This is a genomic window from Arthrobacter sp. ok909, from assembly GCF_900104405.1.
In the GTDB taxonomy this organism is placed as follows: domain Bacteria; phylum Actinomycetota; class Actinomycetes; order Actinomycetales; family Micrococcaceae; genus Arthrobacter; species Arthrobacter humicola.
On sequence record NZ_FNJS01000054.1, the window covers coordinates 1 to 4,145 of the forward strand.

Below are 4,145 nucleotides of genomic sequence, written 5' to 3' on the forward strand. Positions count from 1 at the left end.
CAAAGGCTTCGCCGGCCGGGAGTTCGAACAATTCATCACAGAAAATCTCGGCGCCACCCTGATCCGGCCCGACCGCAAAGACGAGAAGCACCGCTTCGGGAACTTCGGCGGCATCCGGCAATGGATCGAATCCGTCTTCGACACCCTCAAAGGTCAACTCACCCTTGAACAGCACGGCGGACGGACCCTCGCCGGGGTCTATGCCAGAGTCGCGGCCAGACTCTTCGCACTCGCCGCCGGTATCTGGCACAACTGGCACATCGACGCGCCCCGCAAACGCTCACTCATCGCCTACGACCACTAAACGAATACGGACTCACTCATCTAGGGGTCGACCCCAGGTTCGTAAGTCCCCGCACTCCACTCCTGCCCTTGCGGGTCCAGCACCCGTGCGCGCCTGGCACCCCATTCGGTGCTTTCGGGTTCGATCAGGCTCGTTCCCCCGGCGGCCAGGGCGTTGCGATGGAAATCATCAACGTCGTCGACGAGCAGGTATAGCCCCTGGCCCGTGGATCGGCCGACGAGACCGGGCCGCTGATACTCGGCGTCATTGCTCGCCACCATGAGCACAGCATCACCGAGGCGGACCTCTGCATGGAGGACCTGGCCCGGAGCCCCATCTTGTCGGCGGACCACGTCGAAGCCGACCCGCTCCATCCATTCCAGGGCAGCCGGTGCATCCGCCTAGCTGAGGTAGGCAAAAAGTTTTGCGTTCATGACGGGATGGTATTCCGGCAGACACCCCTTTGGAAACGAGAAGACCGGCTGTCAATCCCATCCCAGGGAGGGGCGGAGGTCCCGGGAAATCGACTCAAGCAGCCGGACGTTGAAGTCCACCCCAAGCTGGTTGGGGACGGTGACGAGCACGGTGTCCGCCGCGGCCACGGCCGCATCCCGGGCCAGCTCGTCAACGAGGCGGTCGGGTTCGCCGATGTAGCTGCGCCCGAAGCGGGCCAGGCCGCCGTCGAGGTAGCCCACCTGGTCCCGGGCGTCGGCCTGGGCGCGCAGCCCGAAGTACCGCCGCGATTCGTCATCGATCAGCGGAATGATGCTGCGCGAGACGGACACCCGGGGCGTGTGCGCATGGCCGGCTGCAGCCCACGCCTCCCGGAATCGGGCGATCTGCTCGGCCTGCAACTGGTCGAAGGGAACCCCGGTGTCCTCGGTCAGCAGGGTTGAGGACATGAGGTTCATGCCCTGCTGCCCCGCCCACCGGGCGCTGGCCCGGTTTCCGGCACCCCACCAGATCCGCTCGGGCAGTGTTGGTGACAGCGGCTGAACCGGGACCAGTCCGCCGTGCCCGCTGAGCTGCGGATTGGCCCGGGCCATGCCGGCGCCGGCGATGGCGGCACGGAACCGCTCGGTGTGCCGGCGGGCCATGTCGGCGTCGGACTCGCCCTCGTCCGGGAAGTGCCCAAAGGCCTCGTAGCCGGCTAACACCGTCTCGGGCGAACCACGGCTGACCCCCAGCTGCAGGCGGCCGCCGCTGATGAGGTCGACGGCGGCGGCCTCCTCAGCCATGTAGAGCGGGTTTTCATAGCGCATGTCAATGACGCCGGTGCCGATCTCGATGCGGGAGGTGCGCGCTGCAATCGCGGCGAGCAGCGGGAAAGGCGAGGCCTGCTGCTCGGCAAAGTGATGGACACGGAAGAACGCGCCGTCGACGCCGACTTCTTCCGCGGCCACGGCCAGCTCAATCGCCTGGAGAAGGGCGTCCCGGGCCGAACGCACGCGCGAACCGGGGACGTCGCCCCAGTGCCCGAAGGAGAGAAAACCGATCCGTTTCATCAGAACACACACTGTCATGAGGACTCGGGCTTTCGGAAGTGGCGCGGGGACGGTCCACTCCCCCGGGCGTCACGCTCTTATGGCGTGACTGTCAGGGTGTACGTCGAATTGATGGTTTGGCCATTGAGTGTGCCCGTGAAATTCAGCGTATGAGTGCCCGGAAGCACATTCCTGATCAGCGCGTAGTAGCCGGCATCAGCCCCCATGTTGTAGAAGCCAGCATAGATCGGGTCGCCGAAGACGTTGTCAGCGGGCAGGGTGACGTTAAAGATGGGCGATTCTTCGTACTTCACGATGCCCGGGCCCACGGCCGTTCCGTCGTAGGTTGCCGTCAGATTGCTTGCCCCGGTCTGGACACCGGCCAGCGCAACCTGCGCCCGGACGTAGGCCGGGGTCTTATGGGCGGACTGAGGCTCGATATCGAAGGCGTTCGCGAGCGGAAAGAACAGGTCCTTGTGGGCCGGAATGGTGCAGCTGCGGGTGACGCTCCCCCCGGCGCTAAAGAGTCCGGCGAGGAACCAGGTGGGGCCGGACTGCTGGTTGGCGCACTGCGAACCCGTGGTGTCCGATAGCGGATTCGAGGCCGCCGGCTGGCTCAGTGCCCAGGTCCACCACTTCGCTGCAAGGGGGCTGTAGGAGTTGGCCACTGACGGCGCAGCGGCTGCCGCCGGCCTGGCCACGGACGAGGCCGACGCTGCCAGCGGAGTTGCCATCAATAATACGGAGGCGCTGATGAATGCGACGATTGCCCTTTTCATCTTTGATCCTTTGTTCAAGCGGAAGACAACGAAGCCGCCTCAGGGTGCGCTCCCGGCGCCCACATTCTTCTCCCCCGGAAGGCAGTCCCGGGGCTGCGGCGGCAGCAAGGTCAGGTTCCGCGATGGTGGAACGTGAGTTTCATGGGTGGCATACCGCCCGGATCCGATGAATGAGACCGGTTGCCGTGAACTTTCGGGACAACGCCCTGACTGCGGCGTGGCTACATGCCGCCAATCGGCCGGTCTACCGGCACAGCGGTCCGAGCCTAACTGAGCCGAAGGTGCCAGCCCAAGAGTGGAGGCTACCTGTCTCGCGGGTGCTAACTACGTGCTTGGGCGTGCCTCCCAGCTCGTTCAGCCAGCTGCCGGAGGGATCAGCCGGACGTCCCGAGACTTCTAATTCCGCCCTGTCAACCCGGCATATGTGGGAGCTTATGGGGCGGCGCGGATTTCGATGACCGCGAGGTTCCAACGATCGGTGGTGGGGGCGGTGTCGTTGATGGCCACGACGGTGCCGCTGGTGGCTGTCAGCCCGGTTTGGCGTTGCACCCAGTAGGTATCGCCGGCCGGGGGGAAGTACTGGTCAACCAGGGTCTGGGCCGGCCCGACGGTCCGGGCGCGCGCTGCGTCCCAGTCGGTTCCGACGCCCCAGACCCATGATCCGGCGCCGGTGGTGGTCAGGCTGGCGCTCGGGGCTCCGGAGGCGGCGCTGGCCCCGGCCGTGGCGCCATTGGTGGTGTCGGCATTGTTGAACGCCACGACGGTCATGGCTGACTGCCAGGAGCCCGAGTTCTGGGTGGCGGTAATGGTGGCATTGGTCAGCGGGGCGTGTGAGACGGCCTGCCATATTTCGGCGGTGCCGGCCTGGGCGTTGGCGCGCCGGCGCAGCGTCCAGGTCAGGCCGCCGCCGCTGACCGATCTGATGGATTCGGTGCCGCCGCCGCTGGGCCCGTCGGAGCTGATGAAGGCAAGGATGAGCTGGTTGCTTCCGGTGGTTGTGAGGCCGGCGGCGCTGACGGTGGCGGCGCTGGTGCCCTGATGGGCGGTCACGAGTTTGTCGACGGTGATGGTCCGGACACCGGTGGCTGTGGCCGTGGCGGTGTTCGAGGGAGCACTGACATTGCCGGCCGCGTCCTGCGCCGTCACGGTGTAACTGTAGGTCGTGCCGGCGACGACCGATCCGTCGACGAAGGACGTGCCGGCGGCGGTGCCGATCGCTGCCCCGTTGCGGGAGATGTTGTAGCGGGTGACGCCGACGTTGTCGGTGCTGGCACTCCAGGCCAAAGAGATCTGGCCGGTACCGGCCACGGCGGAGAGATTTGTGGGGGCCGTCGGAGCGGTCGTGTCCGGGTTCACGGTGATCGTGATGGACGGGGTGACCGCGTCGGGGCTGACCCCGTTCGTCGCGGTGACCGTGAACGTTGCCGGACCCGCCGCCGTCGGGGTTCCGGAAAGAACCCCTGTAGTGCTGTTCAGGCTCAACCCGGCCGGCAGGGCACCGGACGACACCCGGAATGTCGGCGCCGGGTTGCCGGACGCGGCGAAGGTGTAGGTGTAGGGGGCACCGACCGTGGCAGTAGTCGGCGGCGTGGACGCGGT

3 protein-coding genes and 2 pseudogenes are annotated in these 4,145 nt (G+C 66.5%); 1 reads left to right on the forward strand and 4 read right to left on the reverse strand.

Features of this window, described 5'->3' with window-relative positions; genetic code table 11:
• A pseudogene (locus tag BLR03_RS22995) lies at nt 1–304 on the forward strand (IS982 family transposase); the annotation flags it as partial.
• Between the two features lie 20 nt (nt 305–324).
• Here the strand turns inward: BLR03_RS22995 and BLR03_RS23000 are convergent.
• From BLR03_RS23000 to BLR03_RS23015, 4 genes and pseudogenes are all read right to left on the reverse strand, one after another.
• A pseudogene (locus BLR03_RS23000) lies at nt 325–669 on the reverse strand (VOC family protein); the annotation flags it as partial.
• A 99-nt stretch (nt 670–768) separates the two neighbouring features.
• Complete coding sequence (locus BLR03_RS23005; RefSeq protein ID WP_091256805.1) at nt 769–1,788, reverse strand: LLM class flavin-dependent oxidoreductase; 1,020 nt, start codon at nt 1,786–1,788, stop codon at nt 769–771.
• A gap of 77 nt (nt 1,789–1,865) precedes the next feature.
• Nucleotides 1,866–2,546 carry a hypothetical protein gene (locus BLR03_RS23010; protein ID WP_091256807.1) on the reverse strand — a complete coding sequence of 227 codons (681 nt, stop codon included), beginning with the start codon at nt 2,544–2,546 and terminating at the stop codon, nt 1,866–1,868.
• A gap of 432 nt (nt 2,547–2,978) precedes the next feature.
• On the reverse strand, nt 2,979–4,145 hold a 1,167-nt coding region (locus BLR03_RS23015; RefSeq protein WP_175460678.1), incomplete at its 5' end, for a fibronectin type III domain-containing protein.